Annotated in this window: 21 protein-coding genes; 19 read left to right on the forward strand and 2 right to left on the reverse strand. The window is 62.6% G+C overall.

Annotated features, from left to right (window positions below):
- Positions 1-153 precede the first annotated feature (153 nt).
- A complete protein-coding gene (locus tag DKW65_RS13045) occupies positions 154-1,212 on the forward strand; it encodes a linear amide C-N hydrolase (RefSeq protein WP_111657854.1) in 1,059 nt (352 codons plus the stop codon).
- Between the two features lie 9 nt (positions 1,213-1,221).
- Here DKW65_RS13045 and DKW65_RS13050 read toward each other — a convergent pair whose 3' ends face one another.
- Positions 1,222-2,925 (reverse strand): potassium/proton antiporter, encoded by a 1,704-nt coding sequence (locus DKW65_RS13050; protein WP_111657855.1) that lies wholly within the window; start codon positions 2,923-2,925, stop codon positions 1,222-1,224.
- Positions 2,926-3,009: 84 nt separating this feature from the next.
- On the reverse strand, positions 3,010-3,912 hold the full coding sequence (locus DKW65_RS13055; protein WP_111657856.1) for a LysR family transcriptional regulator: 903 nt from the start codon (positions 3,910-3,912) through the stop codon (positions 3,010-3,012).
- Positions 3,913-4,016: 104 nt separating this feature from the next.
- On the opposite strand from DKW65_RS13055, the gene DKW65_RS13060 reads away from it, so the two are divergent.
- The 18 genes from DKW65_RS13060 to mgtE all read left to right on the forward strand — a co-directional run bounded on the left by DKW65_RS13060 (position 4,017) and on the right by mgtE (position 22,370).
- Complete coding sequence (locus DKW65_RS13060; RefSeq protein ID WP_111657857.1) at positions 4,017-4,886, forward strand: sterol desaturase family protein; 870 nt, start codon at positions 4,017-4,019, stop codon at positions 4,884-4,886.
- Positions 4,887-5,039: 153 nt separating this feature from the next.
- The gene (mnmG, locus tag DKW65_RS13065) at positions 5,040-6,950 is read left to right on the forward strand and encodes a tRNA uridine-5-carboxymethylaminomethyl(34) synthesis enzyme MnmG (protein ID WP_111657858.1); all 1,911 of its coding nucleotides are present in this window, start codon (positions 5,040-5,042) and stop codon (positions 6,948-6,950) included.
- Positions 6,947-7,588: a 16S rRNA (guanine(527)-N(7))-methyltransferase RsmG gene (rsmG, locus tag DKW65_RS13070; RefSeq protein WP_342767605.1), complete on the forward strand. Its 642-nt coding sequence runs from the start codon at positions 6,947-6,949 to the stop codon at positions 7,586-7,588. Before mnmG ends, rsmG begins: the two co-directional genes overlap by 4 nt.
- On the forward strand, positions 7,585-8,394 hold the full coding sequence (locus DKW65_RS13075) for a ParA family protein (RefSeq protein WP_111657859.1): 810 nt from the start codon (positions 7,585-7,587) through the stop codon (positions 8,392-8,394). Before rsmG ends, DKW65_RS13075 begins: the two co-directional genes overlap by 4 nt.
- A gap of 3 nt (positions 8,395-8,397) precedes the next feature.
- The gene (locus DKW65_RS13080) at positions 8,398-9,294 is read left to right on the forward strand and encodes a ParB/RepB/Spo0J family partition protein (protein WP_111657860.1); all 897 of its coding nucleotides are present in this window, start codon (positions 8,398-8,400) and stop codon (positions 9,292-9,294) included.
- 214 nt (positions 9,295-9,508) lie between these two features.
- Positions 9,509-9,892: an ATP synthase subunit I gene (locus DKW65_RS13085; protein WP_245932515.1), complete on the forward strand. Its 384-nt coding sequence runs from the start codon at positions 9,509-9,511 to the stop codon at positions 9,890-9,892.
- Positions 9,893-9,911: 19 nt separating this feature from the next.
- A complete protein-coding gene (gene atpB, locus DKW65_RS13090; RefSeq protein WP_111657862.1) occupies positions 9,912-10,802 on the forward strand; it encodes a F0F1 ATP synthase subunit A in 891 nt (296 codons plus the stop codon).
- Positions 10,803-10,849: 47 nt separating this feature from the next.
- Positions 10,850-11,071, forward strand: a complete 222-nt coding sequence (atpE, locus tag DKW65_RS13095) for a F0F1 ATP synthase subunit C (protein WP_111657863.1) — start codon at positions 10,850-10,852, stop codon at positions 11,069-11,071.
- A gap of 55 nt (positions 11,072-11,126) precedes the next feature.
- Positions 11,127-11,597 carry a F0F1 ATP synthase subunit B gene (locus DKW65_RS13100; protein WP_111657864.1) on the forward strand — a complete coding sequence of 157 codons (471 nt, stop codon included), beginning with the start codon at positions 11,127-11,129 and terminating at the stop codon, positions 11,595-11,597.
- Positions 11,598-11,612: 15 nt separating this feature from the next.
- The gene (locus DKW65_RS13105) at positions 11,613-12,152 is read left to right on the forward strand and encodes a F0F1 ATP synthase subunit delta (RefSeq protein WP_111657865.1); all 540 of its coding nucleotides are present in this window, start codon (positions 11,613-11,615) and stop codon (positions 12,150-12,152) included.
- Positions 12,153-12,169: 17 nt separating this feature from the next.
- Positions 12,170-13,714 (forward strand): F0F1 ATP synthase subunit alpha, encoded by a 1,545-nt coding sequence (gene atpA / locus DKW65_RS13110; protein WP_111657866.1) that lies wholly within the window; start codon positions 12,170-12,172, stop codon positions 13,712-13,714.
- 23 nt (positions 13,715-13,737) lie between these two features.
- A complete protein-coding gene (gene atpG, locus DKW65_RS13115) occupies positions 13,738-14,613 on the forward strand; it encodes a F0F1 ATP synthase subunit gamma (RefSeq protein WP_111657867.1) in 876 nt (291 codons plus the stop codon).
- A 33-nt stretch (positions 14,614-14,646) separates the two neighbouring features.
- Positions 14,647-16,029 (forward strand): F0F1 ATP synthase subunit beta, encoded by a 1,383-nt coding sequence (gene atpD / locus DKW65_RS13120; RefSeq protein WP_111657868.1) that lies wholly within the window; start codon positions 14,647-14,649, stop codon positions 16,027-16,029.
- 23 nt (positions 16,030-16,052) lie between these two features.
- Positions 16,053-16,487 (forward strand): F0F1 ATP synthase subunit epsilon, encoded by a 435-nt coding sequence (locus DKW65_RS13125; protein WP_111657869.1) that lies wholly within the window; start codon positions 16,053-16,055, stop codon positions 16,485-16,487.
- Positions 16,488-16,591: 104 nt separating this feature from the next.
- Positions 16,592-17,962, forward strand: coding sequence for a bifunctional UDP-N-acetylglucosamine diphosphorylase/glucosamine-1-phosphate N-acetyltransferase GlmU (gene glmU, locus DKW65_RS13130; protein ID WP_111657870.1), 1,371 nt, complete (start codon positions 16,592-16,594; stop codon positions 17,960-17,962).
- Between the two features lie 2 nt (positions 17,963-17,964).
- On the forward strand, positions 17,965-19,791 hold the full coding sequence (gene glmS, locus DKW65_RS13135) for a glutamine--fructose-6-phosphate transaminase (isomerizing) (protein ID WP_111657871.1): 1,827 nt from the start codon (positions 17,965-17,967) through the stop codon (positions 19,789-19,791).
- A 145-nt stretch (positions 19,792-19,936) separates the two neighbouring features.
- A complete protein-coding gene (locus tag DKW65_RS13140; RefSeq protein WP_111657872.1) occupies positions 19,937-20,782 on the forward strand; it encodes a DNA ligase in 846 nt (281 codons plus the stop codon).
- Positions 20,783-21,023: 241 nt separating this feature from the next.
- The gene (gene mgtE, locus DKW65_RS13145) at positions 21,024-22,370 is read left to right on the forward strand and encodes a magnesium transporter (protein ID WP_111657873.1); all 1,347 of its coding nucleotides are present in this window, start codon (positions 21,024-21,026) and stop codon (positions 22,368-22,370) included.
- Positions 22,371-22,376: the final 6 nt, after the last annotated feature.

The raw sequence follows: 22,376 nt of genomic DNA on the forward strand, positions 1-22,376 counted from the left end.
GCAGTTATAACGAATGTGCACCGAAACGCGGTTGACCGCAGATTCCCGGCGGACTGTCTCCGGGGGCAGTATGGCTTCACGGTAGCGGTAACCGATACTGCTATATTCGGTGCAGCAGCCTTCTTCCCGTGGGCGTAATCATGGAGATACGTGATGAAACGATACGGACATCTGGTCCTGGCCTGCCTGGTCGCCCTGGTGAGCGCATTGAGCGCCCTGCATGCTCAGGCCTGCACTCGCGTGGTCTATCTGGGCCCGGAGGGGCGCATCCTGACCGCCCGGTCAATGGACTGGAAAACGGACATTGGCACCAATCTTTGGGTCTTGCCCCGGGGCGTGGCTCGTCAGGGTCTGGTCGGCGAGACCTCGCTGACCTGGGAGGCCAGATACGGCAGCGTGGTGGCGACCGCTTACGACATTGCCTCCAGCGACGGCGTCAATGAGGCGGGCCTGATGGCCAACCTGCTCTGGTTGCCGGAATCGGAGTACCCCGAACTGGACGGCGAAACACCGGCGCTGTCGATCTCGCTCTGGGCCCAGTTCATGCTCGACAACTTCGCCACCGTGTCGGAAGCGGTGGCCTATGTGCGTGAGCAGCCGTTTCTGGTGATCACCGACAAGATGCCCGGCGAAGACCGTCTGGCCGCGCTGCACCTGTCGATGTCCGATGCGCTGGGCGACAGCGCCATCATGGAGTACGTGGGGGGCGAGCTGGTGATCCACCACAGCCCGGATTACCAGGTGATGACCAACCAGCCGACCTTCGAGCGCCAGCTGGTGCTGGCGGAATACTGGGACGAAATCGGCGGCACCACCATGCTGCCCGGCACCAATCGCCCGGCAGATCGTTTTGTCCGGGCCCATTTCTATATCAACGCCATTCCGAAGGTGGCGGATGCCGAGCTGGCAGCGGCCAGTGTGTTCAGCGTGATCCGCAATGCCTCGGTGCCGCTGGGCATCTCCACCCCGGACAGCCCGCATATTTCCTCGACCCGCTGGCGCACCGTGTTTGACCACAAGGATCGTCGCTATTACTTTGAGTCAGCCATGATGCCCAATACCTTCTGGGTGGATCTGCGCCAGCTGAATTTCGCCCCGCGGGCGGGCGCGCGCGTGCTGACGCTGGGCGCCGACCAGCGCGAGGTCTACGCCGGAGATGTTTCAGGCAAGTTCCGCCGCAGCGCGCCGTTCACGTTTCTGGGGCTTGAATGAGGGGGCGCGTCAGGTCTTGGGCAGCCGGATGCCCACCAGGCTGACCCGGCCCTGTTCCAGAGCGCGGGCGCGCAGGCGGATGCCGCCGAGTTCCAGCGTATCCCCCACCACCGGCGTGCCCCGCCGCCGCTGGTGGAACAGCTCGGTCAGGGTCAGGCCGGAGAGCGTCGGGTCCAGCCCGGTCAGGCCATAGCTGAGTGCCACATCACTCACTTTCACGGAGCCGCGTACGGTGAAGTCGCCGTAGAAGCGACGCAGCGCCACGGTGGTGGCCAGGAACCACTCGCCCAGCTGCTCCTGCTCTGCATGGCTGGTCAGCCAGGTCACCAGATCGCCGGCGCGCAAGACCGGCTGGTCTGCGAGATTCAGTGCCACACCGCTCCGCACCACGGCGACCGGCTGGATGCCGGGGTTGGCCACCTGGTCCATGGTCTTGCCCTCCGCCCGGGAACCGGCCTCGATGCGGAACTGCACCAGAAACTGGTCATCGGCGCCCTCCAGGGCCACGGCATTGAGCGGGTTGGCGGCGGGCGGCAGGGCCACACGCATGCGCCGCGCCAGAAAGCTGATGGAGGTCCCTTGCAGCAGCAGTGACGTCAGCACCACCACAAAGGTGATATCGAACAGCAGCCGATTCTGCTCGATGCCTGCCAGCAGGGGGAACACTGCCAGGACGATGGGCACCGCCCCGCGCAGCCCGGTCCAGGCGATAAAGGTGGTTTCCCGGCGGCTGAAAGAGAAGGGCAGCAGTGAGAGCCAGACTGCGGCCGGGCGCGCGATGAAGGTCAGGAACAGCGCAATCAGCAGGCCCGGCAGCAGCGAGGACACCAGGCCCGAGGGCGTGACCAGCAGGCCGAGCAGCAGGAACATGCCTGATTGTGCCAGCCAGGCCATGGAATCCATGGAGCGCAACACGTTGTCACTGGTGCCGGCGCGCCGGTTGCCCGCGATCAGCCCCGCCAGGTACACCGCCAGAAAACCTGAGCCGCCAGCCAGGTTGGTCACACTGAACAAGGCGGCACCGCCGGTGCACAGCAGCAACGCATGCAGCCCCTCGTTGCTGCGCACGCGCAGCAGCAGCTCGGACAACCCGGCCCCCAGCGCCACCCCGAATACGATACCCAGCCCGAACTGCTGCACCAGCAGGATCAGGGTTTCCAGGCCCCAGGCGGCATCCGGGTGAGTGAGCAGGTCGATCAGCAGGACGGTAATGAAGATGGCCATCGGGTCGTTCAGGCCGGACTCGATTTCCAGCGTGCTCTCGACCCGCTCATTGATACGCTGGCCGGAGCCCTTGAGCACATTGAAGACGGCCGCCGCATCCGTGGAGCCGATGATGCCCCCCAGCAGCAGCCCCAGGCGCCAGTCCAGCCCCAGCAGCCAGGTCGCGAAGGCGCCGACAAACATGGCGGTCAGCAACACCCCCAGCGTGGCCAGCGTCAGCGCCGGTTTCAGGCCGACGCGAAAGGTGTGAAGCCGGGTGCGCAGCCCGCCGTCCAGCAGGATGATGGCCAGTGCCAGATTACTGACCAGAAAGCCAAGTTCGAAATCCTGGAACTGGATGCCACCGATGCCGTTTTCGCCGGCCAGCATGCCCACCACCAGAAACACCAGCAGCGACGGCACGCCCACCCGCGTGGAGAGGGTGCCGAGCAGCAGCCCGATAAAGAGCAGGGCCGCGCCAACAAAAAGTGCCAGATGCAGGCTTTGCACGAATGAGTTGTCCTGCTGGTGGATGGCGCCCCGCCTGTCGCATCAAGGGCAGCGGAGGGTATCAACACGCAGTATAACGCAGATCTAGCGCGAAAAAGCCCGGGTGATGGATTGCCGCATCCAGATATGCGCGGGGTCCCGCTCCAGTGTGGCGGGCCAGATCAGGCACACCGGCACCGCCGGCAGTGCCGTCGGAAACGGCAGCACCTGTATCGGCCAGGTCCCGGAAAAAAGGCGTGCGATGCTGGCGGGTACGGTTGCGATAAGGTCGCTGGCGGCGCAGACACTGATCTGGCTGACAAACTGACTGACCTGAACAGCGATCTGCCGTTGCCAACCGGGCTGATTCAGAATCATGTCCAGCGGCAGTCGGCGCCCGCGTTCCTGCAAGACCACATGGCGCTCCTCGAGAAACTGCGCCACGTTGATGTGGCCATCCAGACGGGGGTGTCCCCTGCGCGCTATCACCACGACTTCTTCCTCGCCGATGACCGCATGGTGCAAGCGGGGGTCATCCGGCGGGAAACTGTCGATGGCAACATCGGCCTGCGCGTGCGCCAGGCGTTCATGCCAGCCGTCGGACACCGGCTGCATCGAGAAGCAGGTGTGCGGAGCTTCCTGTGCGGCCAGGTCCAGCAGACGGGGCAGGTGAACCTGCTCGATATAGTCCGTGCCGATGATGACGAATCGCCGCTCGCTGCTGGCGGCATCAAACCGCCGACTCTCCTCAAAGGCCTCCCGGACGGCCTCCACCCCCGGTTGCAACTGCTGCCACAGGGCGATGGCCCGCGGCGTGGGCTTCAGGCCCTGGCGCGTGCGCACGAACAGCTCATCCCCCACCGTGTCGCGCAATCGCTGGACGGCCGCACTGAAAGCGGGCTGGCTCATGCCCAGTTGTTCGGCGGCGCGGCTGAGCTGGCCAGCCTGCATCAGCGCCTCGAACACCGGCAGCAGGTTCAGGTCGATACTGCGTAAATTCAGTTTCATGGATATTTTATATCATGATTATCGACTTCATGGATGTATCCGATCTGGCCAATACTCGGGGTGTTTGCTGACAGATTCGTATCGACAACAACACTGGAGGCCCCATGGACAGCACTCTGACGACAAGTCTGATCGTGTTTATCTCGCTCGCCGCCCTGTGGGAAATCGTGGTTGGCCGCACCCGCGACGGCCGCAAGACCAAGCAGGACTGGCACGCCGCCTTCCTCAGCACCCTGATGATGGTGGTCGTGCAGCGCCCGCTGGTGCTGCTGCTCATCACCCTGGGGCTGGGTACCCTGTTACCGGGCAGCGCGGGTTCGCTGGCCTGGCTGGAGAAGGAATACTTCTGGCTGACGCTGGTCGTGTTCTTCTGCATAGAAGAACTGCTGCACGGCGCCGCCCACCTGTTTGCCCATGCCCGGCGACCGAAGAATCGCCGCCTGCAATGGGTGCAGGCCTTCTTCAAGATGAGCCATCGCCCGCATCACCTGTCCGGCGGCCAGGACAACAAGGGCCAGCTGAGCGTGACCCAGACCTTCGTCAACGGCTGGGCCTGGTGGCTGATCCTGCCCAACTACTGGTTCCAGCTGCTGTGCCTGTACCTGGGCCTGGTCGAAGTCTTCCTCTACGCCACCGCGTTCAAGGGCCTGTGGGCAGCGCACACCCACGTCAACTGGAACTATGACCTCTATTTCCACAACCACCGCTGGGCCTGGGTGCGCAAGACCATGTGGGCCCTGTCACATCTGCTGGTCTTCCCCACCCAGCACCACCACCATCACGCACGCGGCCCCAACTCCGCCCGCAACGTGACCTCGACCCTGGCGATCTACGACTGGCTGATTTTCGGCACCCTGGCGATCGAGAAAGAGAAGCCGAAGACATATGGCTGGCGGCAGAAAGACGATGAGGCCAACAGCGTGCTGAAACGCTACTTCAACTACGACGTGCGCCAGTACATGCCGAAAGGGTGAAGTCCCGCCCTCGGGCGGTCATCCGACAGAAACAGGTAGCTTCCCTCCCCGCCGTTGCGCCCTGCAGCGGCGGCCCTTTATTTTAGTCTGCCAACCTTTATACTACGCGCCCTTTCTGCTCATATTTTGAACAGGCCTTCGGGCTGAGGTGTCATGGAGTATGCAACGCGTTTCGGCGTAATCGTGATCGGCGGTGGCCATGCGGGTACCGAGGCCGCGCTGGCGGCCGCGCGCATGGGCGTGCCGACGCTGCTGCTGACCCATAACATCGAGACCCTGGGGCAGATGAGCTGTAACCCGGCCATTGGCGGTATCGGCAAGAGTCATCTGGTGCGCGAGATCGATGCCCTCGGCGGCGCCATGGCGCGCGCGACCGACCGTGCCGGTATCCAGTTTCGCGTGCTCAATGCGCGCAAGGGGCCGGCCGTTCGCGCGACGCGGGCCCAGGCGGACCGCATCCTTTATAAGGCTGCCATCCGCGACATGCTGGAGAACCAGCCGAACCTGACGATCTTCCAGCAGGCGGTGGACGACCTGATTGTCGAGCAGGGCCGCTGTGTGGGCGCTGTGACCAACATGGGCCTGCGCTTCCGTGCCGAGGCGGTGGTGCTGTGCACCGGGACCTTCCTGGGCGGCGTCATTCATATTGGCCTGGACAATCATGGCGGCGGCCGCGCCGGTGATCCGGCCAGCAATGCGTTGTCGCGGCGATTACGCGAGCTGCCGTTCCGCGTGGACCGGCTGAAAACGGGTACGCCGCCGCGCATCGACGGCAAGACGGTGGACTTCTCTGTCATGGAGGAGCAATGGGGCGACACGCCCACGCCGGTCATGAGCTACCTGGGGTCGGTGGACGAGCACCCGCGCCAGGTGTGCTGCCATATTACCCACACCAACGAGCGCACCCACGACATCATTCGCAGCGGCTTTGATCGCTCGCCCATGTTTGCCGGGGTGATCGAAGGCGTCGGTCCGCGTTATTGCCCGAGCATCGAGGACAAGGTCAACCGCTACGCGGACAAGACCAGCCACCAGATCTTTGTGGAGCCGGAAGGGCTGACCACCCATGAGCTGTACCCGAACGGCATCTCCACCAGCCTGCCTTTTGATGTGCAGCTGGCTGCACTGCGCAGTATTCGCGGCTTCGAGAACGCGCATATCACCCGACCGGGCTACGCCATCGAATATGACTTCTTCAATCCCCAGGACCTGAAGCACTCCCTGGAGACGAAGCATATGCCGGGGCTGTTTTTTGCCGGGCAGATCAATGGCACCACCGGCTACGAGGAAGCGGGTGCCCAGGGGCTGCTGGCCGGAATCAATGCGGCCCTGCTGGCCAAAGACGAAGCGGCCTGGTACCCGCAGCGCGATGAGGCCTATCTGGGCGTGCTGGTGGATGACCTGATCACCCACGGTACCCGCGAGCCATACCGCATGTTTACCAGCCGTGCCGAATACCGCTTGCTGCTGCGTGAAGATAACGCCGACCTGCGTCTGACAGAACAGGGGCGTCACCTGGGCCTGGTGGATGACGTGCGCTGGGCGGCGCTGTGCGCCAAGCGTGATGGCGCCGAGCAGGAAGAGCAGCGGCTGCGCAGTACCTGGGTGCGCCCGGGCAGTGCCCGCTGTGACCAGGTGAGCGCGCTGCTGGACAAGCCGTTGACCCACGAATACAACCTGATGGACCTGCTCAAGCGGCCGGAGCTGGATTACGCGGCGCTGCTGGCGGCTGCCGAGCTGGCCCCGGCGCTGCCCGCGGTGGCCGAGCAGGTGGAAATCCGGGCCAAGTATGCCGGCTATATCGATCGCCAGGCGGACGAAGTGGCGCGCCTGCGCGCCAGCGAGCAGACGGCGTTGCCGCAGAACCTGGATTACGCGCAGGTCAGCGGCTTGTCCAATGAAGTCCGGCAGAAGCTGGAGACAGCCCGCCCGCAAACGCTGGGTCAGGCTGGCCGCATCCCCGGCGTCACGCCCGCGGCCATCTCCCTGTTGCTGATTCATCTGAAGAAGCGTTCCGCAGGCAAGGTGGCGCAGACGGACAGCGCGGCGAGCGTTCAGGGGTGAGTGCGGCGCATCCTCTGGCCGGCGCACTGGCGGCGGGCGTCGACGCCATGGGCCTGGAGCTGGATGCGCACCAGCAGGCGCAGTTGCTGGCTTATGTCGATCTGCTGCACAAGTGGAATGCGGCCTTCAACCTGACGGCGGTGCGTGAGCCAGCGGCCATGCTCACCCGCCATATTCTGGATGCGCTCTCGGTATTGCCCCATCTGGGGCCAGAGCGGGTGCTGGATGTGGGCACCGGGGCCGGTATCCCCGGTATTCCGCTGGCTATTGCCCGGCCCGGGCAGCGCTTCGTGCTGCTCGACAGCAACGGCAAGAAAACCCGCTTCGTGCGCCAGGCGGCGCAGACACTGGGTCTGGATCATGTGGAGGTTGTGCAGTCTCGCGTGGAACAGTACCGTAAGCCATCACCCCAGGTGATTTCCCGTGCCTTTGCACCCCTGCCGGAGATGCTCCGCCTGCTGGGCCATATACTGGCCGGGGGTGGCCGTCTGTTGGCGATGAAGGCGGCAGCGGCCGAAGATGAAGTGGCGGCACTGCCCGGGGGCTGGCGGTTGAGCCTGCACCCGCTGCAGGTGCCGGGGGTCGACGGGGTACGGCAGCTGGTGATAATTGAGCCATCGAGGGAGAACGCGCAGTGACCACGGTATTCGCCATTGCCAACCAGAAAGGCGGGGTCGGCAAGACCACGTCCAGCGTCAACCTGGCGGCGTCGCTGGCGGCCACCCGCAAGCGCGTTCTGCTGGTGGATATCGACCCCCAGGGCAATGCCACCTCGGGGTCCGGCGTCGACAAGCACGAGACCGATTACACCATCTATGACGTGCTGATGGAGGAGGTGCCGGTCGAGCAGGCCATCGTCAGCACACCGGAGGCCTCCGGGTATGACCTGCTGGTGGCCAATGGCGATCTGACGGCGGCCGAAGTGCAGCTGCTGGACATGAAGCTCAAGGAATTCCGGCTGCGCAATGCGCTGGCGCGGGTCCGCAATCGCTATGACTATATTCTGGTGGACTGCCCGCCGTCGCTGAACATGCTGACCGTCAACGCCCTGACGGCGGCCGATTCCGTGATCGTGCCCATCCAGTGCGAATACTATGCGTTGGAGGGTCTGACCTCGTTGCTCAATACCATCGAGAAGATCAGCAGTGTGCTGAACCCGAAACTGCATATCGGTGGCCTGTTGCGGACCATGTATGACCCGCGCAACAGCCTGTCCAACGATGTGTCCAATCAGTTGATCAATCATTTTGGCGACAAGGTGTATCGCACCATCATCCCGCGTAACGTGCGGCTGGCGGAAGCGCCCAGCCACGGGGCGCCGGTGATCAGCTACGACGCCAAGTCCCGCGGTGCCATCAGTTACCTGGCGCTGGCGGGGGAAATCCTGCGCCGCGAACAGGCACTCAAACAGGCCGCACAGGCCCAGACAGCAAAGGTGGAATAAGGCATGGCAGCCAAGCGTAAAGGTGGATTGAGCAAAGGGCTGGATGCACTGCTGAGCCACAACAGTTCCGCGCCCCGCGACCCGGTCAGCCTGGACGAGACACCGACGGCAGAGGGCGCCCCGCGTGACGGCGACCTGCGCAAGCTGCCGGTGGAAATGATGCAGCGCGGCCGCTACCAGCCGCGCCGCGACATGTCGCCGGAGGCGCTGGAGGAGCTGGCCGAATCGATCCGCGCCCAGGGCGTGATGCAGCCCATCGTCGTGCGCCCCATCGGCGACAAGCGCTACGAAATCATTGCCGGCGAGCGGCGCTGGCGCGCGGCCCAGCTGGCCGGGCTGGATACCATTCCGGCCGTGATTCGCGAAGTGCCGGATGAAGCCGCCATTGCCATGGCGCTGATCGAGAACATCCAGCGCGAAGACCTGAACCCGATGGAAGAGGCGCTGGCGCTGTCGCGCCTGAAGGACGAATTCAACCTGACCCACCAGCAGGTGGCGGACGCCGTGGGCAAGTCCCGCGCCATGATCACCAATCTGCTGCGCCTGATCAGCCTGGAAGAAGAAGTGCGCCGGCTGCTTGAGCATGGCGACCTGGAAATGGGGCATGCCCGCGCCCTGCTGGCCCTGAGCGGCCAGAATCAGGTGGAGGCGGCCCGCATGGTGGTGGCCCGTGGTCTGAACGTGCGGCAGACCGAAGCGCTGGTGCGGGATTTCGACAAGGTGCGTGCGGCGCCAGCGCCGCAACGTGAAGACCCGAACGTGCGCCAGCTGATGAACGACCTCTCGGATCGTCTCGGGGCTCCGGTGGCCATCCGCCAGGGCAGTGGTGGCAAGGGCAAGCTGGTGATCAGCTACAACAGTCTCGACGAGCTGGACGGTATCCTCGCGCACATCAAGTAATTGACCTTCACGCGGGCAGGACCGACTTTGGTCGCGAACTGCCCGACAATCAGCCGGTTGCGGTTGATACCTGACCGGCATATCCCTATACTCTGCGCCCCAAGATAAGGGTCCCCCCAGACCCCCTGATGGCAACCTCGCGGCGTGGGGCTGCCGGACGCAAATCATGGCGGACAGACAGGTTCAGGGCCTCGGATTGTTCCGGGGCCTTTTAATGGCACAGCTGATCACCGCATTCGTCGTCAGCATGCTCGCACTACTTGTCGGAGGCACTTCGGTGGCTCTGGCGGCCCTCTGGGGCGGCACGATTTGTATCCTGGCCCATGCCTGGGCCGGATTTCAGTTATGGCTCCACCCTGGCAACCGCAAGCCGGCCCGCAGGGCCAGCTCGGGAATCCGGGCGGAGATAGGCAAGATCGTCATCACGCTGGCGCTATTCTGGCTCACGCTCCGGGAAATCCCGGCGATGCAGACCCGGGACATGGCCGCTGCGCTGTTGGTGGGGTTCTTTGTCACGCAGGCGGCGGGGCTCGTCTGGCTGGCGCGCAATAGCAATCGCTATATCCAGTCGGTGAACCCGGGCGAAAACGACAGTTAAACAAGTTGGACTAGAGCAGATGGCCTACGACACGCCGAAGGATTACATCCAGCATCACCTGACCAACCTGACCTATGGCAAAGTCCCTGCTGGCACCCCGGTATGTGATTCCAGTGCCAATCTGACGGGTGAAGTGTATCAGGCACCCACCTGGATCCTCGCCACGTGCTACGACGAACTGGAAGCCATGGGCTTCTGGGCCTTCCATGTAGACAGCCTCGGCTGGGCCGGTTTCCTCGGCACATTGTTCATTCTCGTGTTCTGGGCCGTGGGCCGCAGAGCACACGCCGGCGTGCCGGCGGGCTTCCTGAACTTCATTGAGGTCGTGGTTGAGTTCATCGAGGGTATCGTAAAGGGTGCCTTCCATGGCAGCAGCAAGTTGATCGCGCCACTGGCGCTGACCATCTTCTGCTGGGTGTTCATGATGAACTCCATGAAGCTGATTCCTGTCGATTTCCTGCCGGGCACCGCGCACTGGCTGGGCCTCGAATACTTCAAGGTGGTGCCGGTGGTGGATCCCAACATCACCATGTCGATGGCACTGTGCGTACTGCTGATGATTATCGGCTTCAGCATCAAGTCCAAGGGCGTGCTCGGCTTTATTGCTGAATTGACCATGCACCCCTTCTCGGCAAAGAACATTGTTCTCAAAATCCTCCTGATTCCGGTAAACCTGATCCTCGAACTGTCATCGCTGCTGGCCAAGCCGCTGTCGCTCGGTCTGCGTCTGTTCGGCAACATGTTCGCGGGTGAACTGGTGTTTATTCTGGCCGCTGCGCTGATGGGCGTGTGGCAGATTGCGGTGGCATGGCCCTGGGCGGTATTCCACATCCTGGTGGTTACGCTGCAGGCGTTCGTGTTCATGATGCTGACGGTGGTGTATCTGGGCCTGGCCTCAGAGAAGCACTGACAGGGTTCGTTTTTAAGTAACTTAATATCGTCAAACGGGAGTTAGAAATGGAACTGAATCTGATTGCAGCTGCTATCGTAGCCGGTCTGGGCGCCATCGGTGCTGGCCTGGGTCTGGGTCTGATGACCAGCCGTTTCATCGAGAGCCTGGCGCGTCAGCCGGAGCTGGGTGACATGCTGCAAACCCGCATGTTCATCGTGGCCGGTCTGCTGGAAGCTGTGCCGATCATGTGTGTGGCGCTGGCCTTCATCATGGTTTTCGTTGCCTAAGCAAGCTGTACTCGACACACCCCGCAAGGGTAATTCAGGTATTTGAGGTGTTGGCATGAACATGAATGCGACACTGCTCGGGCAGGCGATCTGGTTCCTCGCGTTCGTCTACTTCTGCATGAAGTTTGTCTGGCCGCCGATCATCAAGGCGCTGGAAGAACGTCGTCAGAAGATTGCCGAGGGGCTTAACGCCGCTGACCGGGCCGAGCGTGATCTTGAGCTGGCCCAGCAGAAAGCGTCCGAGAATATGGTAGAAGCCAAGGCCAAGGCTGCCGAGATCATCGAGCAGGCAAACCGGCGGGCTGGCCAGATTCTCGAAGAAGCCAAGGCTCAGGCGCGCGTTGAAGGCGAGCGTCTTGTAGCCAGAGCCCAGGGCGAGATCGAACAGGAAATCAACCAGGCGCGTGAACAACTGCGTAAAGAGGTGTCAGCACTGGCACTGGCCGGCGCCGAGAAGGTGCTGGGCGCAGAAGTGAACCGTGACGCTCACAAGCAGCTGCTTGAGCAGTTGGCGGCTGAACTCTGACTGAACGGATAACCCATGGCTGAATTGACCACCATCGCTCGTCCGTACGCCAAGGCAGCCTTCCGGTTCGCGCGGGAGCAGAATGCCTTCGCGCAATGGGAAACCATGCTCGGGCTGGCCGCTGCTGTGGCGGACGATCCCGCTATGCGGTCGTTCCTGCGGCAGCCGTCGCTGGGCGCCAGGCAGAAAGCTGACGCGTTTCTGGACGTGTGCGGCGAAGAGGCCCTGGACGAAAGCGGTCGCAACTTCATTGCACTGCTGGCGGAGAACCGCCGTCTGGCATTGTTACCGATGGTTTTCACTCTGTTCCATGCGCTGGTCGCAGAGCAGCAGGCGATTGTCGATGCAGAAATCGTATCGGCACACGAGCTTGATGCAGCAGATGTGGAGCGACTGGTGGCGGCACTGAAGAAGCGCCTGGGCCGGGAAGTAAGAGCAACCAGCACCGTCGATGCCAGCCTTCAGGGCGGCGTTGTCATCCGTGCCGGCGATACCGTTATTGATGGCAGTGTGCGCGGCAGATTGGCCCGCCTGGCCGAGCAAATGAACTCTTGAGTTTGAGGGATTGAAGCATGCAGCAACTCAACCCGTCCGAAATCAGTGAGATTATCAAGCAGCGCATCGCGAAGCTTGACGTCTCCACCCAGGCGCGTAATGAAGGTACGGTGGTTTCCGTATCCGACGGTATTGTGCGTATTCATGGTCTTGCCGACGTCATGTACGGTGAAATGATCGAGTTTGAGGGCGGCGTGTTCGGCATGGCCCTTAACCTTGAACAGGACTCCGTTGGCGCCGTGGTGCTGGGCGACTACCTGGGCGTGGCCGAAGGCCAGAAAGTCCAGTGTACCGGCCGCATCCTGGAAGTGCCGGTGGGTCCGGAACTGCTCGGCCGTGTGGTCGATGCACTGGGTAACCCGATTGATGGCAAAGGCCCGCTGAACACCAAGATCACCGAGCCGGTCGAAAAGGTCGCGCCGGGCGTGATCTGGCGTCAGTCGGTGGATGAGCCGGTACAGACCGGCCTGAAAGCCATCGATGCCATGACCCCCGTGGGTCGCGGCCAGCGTGAGCTGATCATCGGTGACCGTCAGATTGGTAAGACCGCTATCGCTGTCGACACCATCATCAACCAGAAGAATTCCGGCATTAAGTGTATCTACGTCGCCATCGGTCAGAAGCAGTCGACCATTGCCAACGTGGTACGCAAGCTGGAAGAGCACGGCGCACTGGAAAACACCATCATCGTTGCCGCATCGGCCTCTGATCCGGCCGCCATGCAGTTCCTGGCCCCGTTTGCCGGTTGCTCCATGGGCGAATACTTCCGCGATCGCGGTGAAGATGCGCTGATCGTGTATGACGATCTGACCAAGCAGGCCTGGGCCTATCGCCAGATCTCCCTGCTGCTGCGCCGTCCGCCGGGCCGTGAAGCCTACCCGGGTGACGTGTTCTATCTGCACTCCCGTTTGCTGGAACGCGCCGCTCGTGTCAACGCGGACTATGTCGAGCAGTACACCAAGGGCGAAGTGAAAGGCAAGACCGGTTCCCTGACCGCGCTGCCGATCATTGAAACCCAGGCCGGTGACGTCTCTGCCTTCGTACCGACCAACGTGATCTCCATCACCGATGGCCAGATCTTCGTTGAGACCGACCTGTTCAACGCGGGTGTTCGTCCCGCCATGAACGCCGGTATCTCGGTATCCCGGGTAGGCGGTGCTGCGCAGACCAAGATCATCAAGAAGCTCGGCGGCGGTATTCGTCTGGCGCTTGCCCAGTACCGTGAACTGGCGGCGTTCGCCCAGTTTGCTTCGGATCTGGATGAAGCCACACGCGCCCAGCTCGAGCATGGTCAGCGCGCGACCGAACTGATGAAGCAGAAGCAGTACAGCCCGCAGTCGGTCGCCGAAATGGGCGTCATGCTGTATGCCGTGAACGAAGGCTTCCTCAAGGACATCCCGCTCGACAAGATCGGCAAGTTCGAGGCGTCGCTGCTGGCTTACATGAACAGCGAGTGCAAGGCGTTGATGGACAAGATCAACGAGAAGGGCGACTTCAACGGTGAGATCGAGTCCGGCATCAAGGAATCGATCGAGCAGTTCAAGGCTACCCAGACCTGGTAATCGTTGCGTAGAAGGATAGTCCTATGGCCGGCGCGAAAGAGGTACGTACCAAAATCGCCAGTGTCCAGAGCACGCGGAAGATCACCCGTGCGATGGAGATGGTGGCCGCAAGCAAGATGCGCAAGGCGCAGGAACGGATGGCGGCGACCAAGCCGTACGCCACTCGTATCCGCAATGTGATTGCGCATCTGGCCAATGCTGATGTCGAGTACCAGCACCCGTTCCTTGAAGAGCGGGAGGTGCGCAGAGTGGCCTACATTGTGGTGTCGTCAGACCGCGGCCTGTGTGGCGGCCTGAACGTCAACCTGTTCAAGGCCATGCTGCGTGAGGCAAGAAACTGGGACAAGCAGGGTGTCGAGGTGCAATACAGCACCATCGGCAACAAGGCGATCAGTTTCTTCCGCAGCTTCGGTGGCAATGTGACCACCACCGTCACCGGGCTGGGCGATGCGCCGCACCTGAGTGATCTGCTGGGCACCATCAAGGCGGTTGTTGATGCCTTTGAAAAGGGCGAAGTGGATCGTGTCTATCTGGTGTACAACGAGTTCGTGAACACCATGACCCAGGCACCGCTGGTGCAGCAGATGCTGCCGCTGCCGGCCGAGGACGTGGACGAATTCCGTGGCAAGGATCAGCAGCACGGCTGGGATTACATTTACGAGCCGGCGCCGAAAGCACTGATTGACGGTCTGTTGCTGCGTTATATCGAAACCCAGGTGTATCAGGCGGTGGTCGAGAACAACGCCTGTGAGCAGGCCGCGCGGATGGTTGCCATGAAGGCCGCCACCGACAACGCCGGCGGCCTGATCCGGGATCTGGAGCTCCTGTATAACAAGGCCCGTCAGGCTGCGATTACCCAGGAAATCTCCGAAATTGTTAGTGGTGCCGCAGCGGTCTGACCGTGCGGACAAGCAAGCTGAGAGGATGCAAGCATGAGTAGCGGTCGTATTGTTCAGATCATCGGCGCTGTAATCGACGTGGAATTTGCCCGCGAAGACGTGCCCAATGTCTATGACGCGCTGACAGTCAGCGGTGCCGATACTGTTCTGGAAGTACAGCAGCAGCTCGGCGACGGCGTGGTGCGGACTATCGCCATGGGGTCCACCGAAGGTCTCAAGCGCGGTCTGGACGTGGCCAACACCGGTGAGCCGATCAAGGTACCGGTAGGCAAGGAAACCCTGGGCCGCATCATGGACGTACTGGGTCGCCCGATTGATGAGGCTGGCCCCATCGGCGAGCAGGAGCGCATGCCGATTCACCGCAAGGCGCCGAGCTACGCAGATCAGGCGTCCGGCAACGAACTGCTGGAAACCGGCATCAAGGTGATCGACCTGATCTGCCCGTTCGCCAAGGGTGGTAAAGTCGGCCTGTTCGGCGGCGCCGGCGTGGGCAAGACCGTAAACATGATGGAGCTGATCCGGAACATCGCGATCGAGCACTCCGGTTACTCGGTATTCGCCGGCGTGGGTGAGCGTACTCGTGAGGGTAACGACTTCTACCACGAGATGAAGGATTCCAACGTACTGGACAAGGTATCGCTGGTATACGGTCAGATGAACGAGCCGCCGGGTAACCGTCTGCGCGTGGCCCTGACCGGCCTGACCATGGCCGAGAAATTCCGTGACGAAGGTCGTGACGTACTGTTGTTCGTCGACAACATCTACCGTTACACCCTGGCCGGTACCGAAGTATCCGCACTGCTCGGCCGTATGCCGTCGGCGGTAGGTTACCAGCCGACCCTGGCCGAAGAGATGGGCGTGCTGCAGGAGCGTATTACCTCCACCAAGACCGGCTCCATCACCTCGGTGCAGGCCGTATACGTTCCGGCGGATGACTTGACCGACCCGTCTCCGGCAACCACCTTCGCCCACCTTGACGCCACCGTGGTACTGAGCCGTGACATCGCCGCCAAGGGTATCTACCCGGCGATCGACCCGCTGGACTCCACGTCCCGCCAGCTGGACCCGCTGGTGATTGGTGAAGAGCATTACGAAGCCGCTCGTGGCGTGCAGACTGTGCTGCAGCGCTACAAGGAGCTGAAGGACATCATCGCCATTCTGGGCATGGATGAACTGTCCGAGGAAGACAAGCTGACCGTACAGCGCGCCCGGAAAATCGAGCGTTACCTGTCGCAGCCGTTCTTCGTGGCCGAAGTCTTCACCGGCTCGCCGGGCAAGTACGTGTCCCTGAAAGACACCATCCGCGGCTTCCAGGGTATCCTGGGCGGTGAGTACGACCACATCCCGGAGCAGGACTTCTACATGAAGGGCTCCATCGACGAGGTGGTTGAGGCCTACAACAAGCGTCAGGGCTGATTACCCCTGCGGGAGAGAGTCAAATGCCGAACACTGTGCATTGCGACATCGTAAGCGCTGAACGCAAGCTGTTCTCCGGTGCTGTGAGAATGGTGGTGGCTGCCGGCAGTGAAGGTGATCTGGGCATTCTGCCCGGTCACGCGCCGCTGCTGACGGGCCTCAACCCCGGTCCGGTCCGCATCATCAAGGAAGGGGGCGAAGAAGAAGTCTTCTACGTCAACGGCGGTTTCCTTGAAGTGCAGCCGAAGGTGGTGACCATCCTCGCGGACAGCGCCGAACGGGCCCACGACATGGATGAAGCGGCAGCGGAAGAAGCCAAACAGCGTGCCAAAGAGGCCCTGGAAGGCAAGAACACCGATATGGATTATTCTGCGGCCTCTGCACAGCTGGCCGAGTCGGTGGCTCAGCTGCGGGCTATCCAGCAGATGAAGAAGAAATTCGGCGGCAGCAGCCGCTGATGCCCTCGCCGCCGGAACCGGATGCCGGCGCGCGGGACAAAGAAAGGGTGGCCCTGAGGCCGCCCTTTTTTTATGGTGGACGCAGTCAACAAAGGAAAGATCACATGGATCTGGCAATCGTGATTCTGGCGGCGGGCAAGGGCACGCGCATGCGCTCGGCACTGCCGAAAGTTGCCCATCCGCTGGCAGGCAAACCCATGTTGGGGCATGTGCTGGATGCCGCCCGCGCCTTGTCGCCCTCCCGCCTGTGCGTGGTGTTCGGCCACGGCGGTGACCGGGTGCAGCGTGAAGTCCCGGCCGCAGATGTGACCTGGGTCGAGCAGGCGGAACAGCTGGGTACCGGGCATGCGGTTGCGCAGGCCATGCCGCATCTGGATCAGGAGGTGGTACTGATCCTGTACGGGGATGTGCCCCTGATTCAGCCGCACACGCTGCAGGCGTTTGTGCAGCGCGTCGATGCGCGCACGCTGGCCCTGATGACCCTGGATATGGATGACCCCGGTGCCTACGGCCGGATTGTGCGCAGCGACGCCGGTGCCGTGCAGGCGATTGTCGAATACAAGGACGCGAGTGACGCCCAGAAAGCGATCCGCGAAATCAATACCGGTATCCTGGCGTGCCCACGCGCGTTTCTGGCCGAGGCGCTGCCGAAGCTCTCCAGCAACAACGCCCAGGGCGAATATTACCTGACCGACGTTATTGCCATGGCGGTGGCGGCGGGGCTGAACATCGACACGGTGCAGCCGGCCCATGCCTGGGAGGTGGACGGCGTGAATGACCGCGTGCAGCTGGCGCGTCTGGAGCGCATCTGGCAGCGCCAGCAGGCCGAGGCGCTGATGCGCGGCGGGGCCAGCGTCATGGACCCGGCGCGCCTGGATATCCGAGGTGTGGTCACCTGCGGCGAGGACGTGGTGCTGGACATCAACACGGTACTGGCCGGTGAGGTCACCCTGGGAGACCGCGTGACCATCGGGCCCAACTGCCTGATCCGCAATGCGCGTATTGCGGCGGGCACCCACGTGGAAGCGAATTCGGTCATTGATGGTGCCGACGTCGGCGAGCACTGCCAGATCGGGCCCTTCGCCCGGCTGCGCCCCGGTACCCGGCTTGCCGCCGGGGCAAAAATCGGCAACTTTGTGGAAACCAAGAAGGCGGACATTGGCCCCGGCAGCAAGGTCAATCACCTGAGCTACATTGGCGACGCGCATATTGGCGCTGGCGCCAATATCGGTGCGGGCACCATCACCTGCAACTATGACGGCGTCAACAAGTTCGAGACGCATATCGGCGATGATGCCTTTATCGGTTCCAACAGCGCGCTGGTCGCGCCGGTGAAGATCGGCGCGAGCGCTACGGTCGGTGCGGGCAGTGTCGTGACCCACGATGTGCCGGACGATCATCTGGCGGTGGCACGCAGCAAGCAACGTAATCTGAGCGGTTGGAAGCGACCGCAAAAGAAGCAAGGAGAGCACTGAACATGTGTGGCATCGTTGGCGCGATCGGCGAACGTAACGTGACCGGTATCCTGATCACCGGCCTCAAGCGACTGGAATACCGTGGCTATGATTCAGCCGGGCTCGCGGTGATCTGCGACAGTGGTCTGCAACGGGTGCGCCGGGAAGGCAAGGTCCAGGGCCTGGAAGACGCCACCGTGATCGCTGGCACCGCGGGCCAGCTGGGCATTGCCCACACCCGCTGGGCGACCCACGGCAAACCCAGCGAAGCCAATGCGCACCCGCACATGTCCGGAGATGGCCTCGCGGTGGTGCACAACGGCATCATCGAAAACTACCAGTCGCTGCGAGAGGCACTGACGGCGGACGGTTACCGCTTCACCTCCGAAACGGACACCGAAGTGGTGGTTCACCTGATTCACCAGGCCCTGTCACGCGGCCTGGACCTGCGCGCCGCCGTGCAGGACACCGTGACGAAGTTGCACGGTGCCTATGCGCTCGGGGTGATCAGCAGGGCCGAACCCGACCGCCTGATAGCGGTACGCCGTGGCAGCCCGCTGGTGGTGGGGCTGGGGATTGGCGAGAACTATATCGCCTCGGACCAGCTGGCATTGCTGCCGGTTACCACGCGCTTCATCTTCATGCAGGAAGGTGATCTGGCTGAGGTGCGCCGCGAGGGCGTGCAGCTTTACGATGCCGAGGGTCAGCCGGTTACCCGCCGCATTCACGAGTTCGACGGCACCCATGAAGATGTGGAGAAAGGCGAATATCGCCACTTCATGCTCAAGGAAATCTTCGAACAGCCGGCGGCGTTGCAGCGCACCCTGGAGGGCCGTGTCACCAGTGCAGCCTCTCTGGATACACTGTTTGGCGATCGCAGCGATCTGCTCGGCAAGGTGCGCAACGTACAGATCATTGCCTGCGGCACCAGCTATCACGCCGGCATGGTGGCGCGGTACTGGCTGGAGGATCTGGCCCGTATACCCTGCCAGGTGGAAGTGGCCAGCGAGTTCCGTTACCGCGATCATGTGGTGCCCGAGGGCACGTTGCTCATCACCATCTCCCAGAGCGGTGAAACCGCAGACACCCTGGCGGCGCTGCGCGGCGCTGACAGCCCCCACTATGTGGGCCGCCTGACCGTGTGCAACGTGGACAGTTCTTCACTGGTGCGCGAATCGGAACTGGCGCTGTTGACCCGCGCCGGCCCGGAAATCGGTGTGGCCTCGACCAAGGCCTTCACCACCCAGCTGGCGGCATTGATGGTGCTGGTGCTGGCGCTGGCCAAAGCGCGCGGCCTGTACAAGGACCGTATCGAGCAGATGCTGGCTGATCTGCGGACCTTGCCGTCGCTGGTGGAAAAGACCCTCAGCCTGGACAAGGCGATTGAAACCCTGAGCCGTGATTTTGTTGAAAAGCACCACACGCTGTTTCTTGGCCGGGGCACTCTGTTTCCGGTGGCCATGGAAGGGGCGCTCAAGCTCAAGGAAATTTCCTATATCCATGCCGAGGCCTACCCGGCAGGTGAACTCAAGCATGGCCCGCTGGCGCTGGTCGACAAGGATATGCCGGTCGTCGCGGTGGCGCCGAACAATGAGCTGCTTGAAAAGCTGAAATCCAACCTGCAGGAAGTGCGTGCCCGAGGCGGGCGCCTGTACCTGTTTGCCGACAGCCATGCCGCCCTGGCGGATGACGACGACGTTACCGTGCTGACCCTGCCCAGCGTGTCTGAATATCTGGCGCCGATGATCTACACGATTCCGTTGCAGCTGCTCAGTTATCACGTGGCGGTGATGCGCGGCACGGATGTGGATCAGCCGCGCAACCTGGCGAAATCTGTGACCGTCGAATGACGGGCAGGCGGCATCGCCGGTAAGCCATTCACGACAATCCCTGTAAGCCTCTCGCCAACCGCGCCGATTCTGTGCGCGGGTTCCGGCGTGCCTGACCGGTACGCCTATAGTCGTTCCCCGACAGTCTTTCATGGAGGAACGACCGATGATGTATTACCTGCTGCTTGTCGTGCTGCTGTGTTGTGGCAGCGCCTGGGTCACGCTGGCGCACGCCCAGTCTGCGCCGCCGGTGCAGCTGGCCAGCGACTACCGGCCCGTCGATCAACTGACCGAATACTGGGTCAGCGAGAAGCTCGACGGCGTGCGTGCCTATTGGGATGGCCAGCAACTGTTGACGCGCCAGGGCAATCTGATTCGCGCACCGGACTGGTTTACGGCTGATTTCCCGCCGCAGCCTCTCGATGGCGAACTGTGGATGGGCCGTGGGACCTTCGATATGTTGTCCGGCACCGTGCGGCGCCAGGAGCCGGACCATGAGGCCTGGCGGGCCGTACGCTTCATGGTGTTCGACCTGCCCGGCGTGGCAGAGGTGTTCAGTGAACGCCTGCGCAGCATGACCGTGCTGCTGGAGGCCGCAGACGTGCCCTGGCTGCAACCGGTGAGCCACTTTCGGGTGCGTCACCGGGCCCAGCTGATGCAGCACCTCGATGATGTGATCGAGGGTGGAGGTGAAGGCCTGATGCTTCATCATGGCCTGGCGCGACATGTGCCGGGGCGCAGCCCGGTGCTGATGAAACTCAAACCCTGGCAGGATGCTGAAGCGGACGTGATCCGGCATATCGCCGGGGAGGGTCGGCATACGGGCGTCATGGGCGCCTTGCTGGTGCGTGGCGATGATGGCCGTCACTTCCGCATCGGTACCGGCTTTACCGACGCCGAGCGGGCCAATCCGCCGCCGGTGGGCAGCCGCATCACCTTTCGCCACACCGGGACCACGGCCAATGGCATCCCCCGATTCGCGCGTTTCCTGCGCATTCGCAACGAGCCGTAAATCTCTGTTGAACCGACCGGCATTCCGCAGAATGCCGGTTGACCCCTTGCCGGGCTTTCCTATATTGTCTCGCCGCCATAAGCTGGTAATAACGTAACTGTATATATGGACCCTTCCAGTCGAAGTCCGAACTTGAACGCTGTCCGCGCCGATTGCGCTGGCACGCCCTGCCTGCCTCTGTAATTCCCCCACGAGGCTCGCCGGCGTGTCGTCCCCTTCGACGCGCAGAGGAGGCGAGCGAATGACCTACGAGACCCTGGCGGCCGCGCTGCAAGATGCTATTGTCCAGAACGACCAGGCGGCATGGCCCGCGCTGGTGGCGGAGCTCAATCCTGCCGATCTGGCCGATGTCCTTGCGGCCATAGACCAGCCAGAACAGGTCATCGGGGTCCTTCAGGTGATGACGCTGGAGCAGCGTGCCGACACCTTCGGCTACCTGTCCATGAACCTGCAGCAAGCCATCGCCGAGCGCATGTCTCCTGGCGATCTGGCCGAGCTGGTCACGGCGATGTCCGCCGATGAACGGGCTGACCTGTTCAATGAACTGGATGACAAGATCCGCTACGCCCTGTTCAAGCGCCTGGCCCGTGAAGAGCGAGAGGATCTGCGCCGCCTGGCCAGCTACGAAGAGGGCAGTGCCGGAGCCATCATGACCTCGGACTACGCGGTGGTGCAGTCGGGCATGACCGTGGCCCGGGCACTGGAAAGCCTGCGCCGTACCGCGCCGGACAAGGAAACCATCTACCAGGCCTTTATCGTTGACGACGACCATCGGTTGCTCGGCGCCGTGTCGTTGCGGCAGCTGATTGTGGCCACGCCCAACGTGCGGGTGGATGACCTGATGGCGCGGGAGGTGGTGTCGGCCACGACGGATACCGCCCAGGAAGAAGTGGCGCGCCTGATTTCACGTTATGACCTGCTGGCACTGCCGATCGTCAATGGCGGCGAGAAGCTGGTGGGCATCGTGACCTACGATGACGCCATGGACGTGGCCGAAGCCGAGGCCACGGAAGACATGCACAAGGGTGCTACGGTGGGCAAGCTGGAGACCAGCCTGCGTGAGGCCACACCCTACGCGCTGTATCGTTCGCGGGTGCACTGGCTGGTGATCCTGGTGTTCGCCAACATCTTCACCGGCGCCGGCATCGCCTATTTCGAAGACACCATCGCGGCCCACCTGGCGTTGCTGTTCTTCATGCCGCTGCTGGTCGCCAGCGCCGGTAACGCCGGGGCCCAGTCGGCCACCCTGATGGTGCGCGGTATCGCCACCGGCGATGTGACCGGCAGTGACTGGGCGAAACTGTTCTTCAAGGACATCCTGGTGGCCTCGGCACTGGGCCTGACCATGTCAGCCGCGGTGCTGATGGTGGGTTTCTTCCGGGCGGGTATCGATATTGCCATTGTGGTGGCGCTGACCATGATTATCGTGGTGCTGGTGGGCAGTCTGATCGGCATGGGGTTGCCGTTCATCCTCAACAAGCTCAACTTCGATCCGGCGACCGCGAGCACGCCCCTGATTACCACCATCGCTGACGTCAGCGGTGTACTCATCTACTTCGGTATCGCCACCGCCGTGCTCGGGCTCTAGGGCTGT

This window comes from Isoalcanivorax indicus (genome assembly GCF_003259185.1).
Classification (GTDB): domain Bacteria; phylum Pseudomonadota; class Gammaproteobacteria; order Pseudomonadales; family Alcanivoracaceae; genus Isoalcanivorax; species Isoalcanivorax indicus.